Raw genomic sequence first — 355 nt, forward strand, 5'->3', positions numbered from 1 at the left:
ACTGGATTCCAATGAACTCTAATAAATCTGTCGTATACAAGCTCTGCTACAACCCCTGTAGGTGCTGTAATCTCCGGTAAGCCGTAGGTTAGGTTCGTGTAGATTGGACTGGCACCACCGTCTGGATTTACAATGATGACACCGAAGTCCTCTGTTTTTCCTGCTGGTGTTTTTATGGTTACAGTTTCACTATCGATAAAGTTGTAATCCGTTCCTTCGGTTCCAGATTGTAAAGTATATGGGATTCCTCCAATATATATTAAATCTTTGTTGTTTCCTGTACTTTCATTTGCAGGAGTAATCTTCGGATTGAAGTATACCTTTGCACCCGCCATAAAACCTGAACCCTTTAGCT

1 protein-coding gene is annotated in these 355 nt (G+C 41.1%); it reads right to left on the reverse strand.

Going from position 1 to position 355, the window contains the following annotated elements; translation table 11 throughout:
• The coding region (locus RCF13_RS09020) for an IPT/TIG domain-containing protein (protein WP_308141080.1) at positions 1–355 on the reverse strand (355 nt) is incomplete at both ends.

The sequence above is a fragment of the Stenotrophomonas maltophilia group sp. RNC7 genome (assembly GCF_030910085.1).
GTDB classification, from domain to species: Bacteria; Pseudomonadota; Gammaproteobacteria; order Xanthomonadales; family Xanthomonadaceae; genus Stenotrophomonas; species Stenotrophomonas sepilia.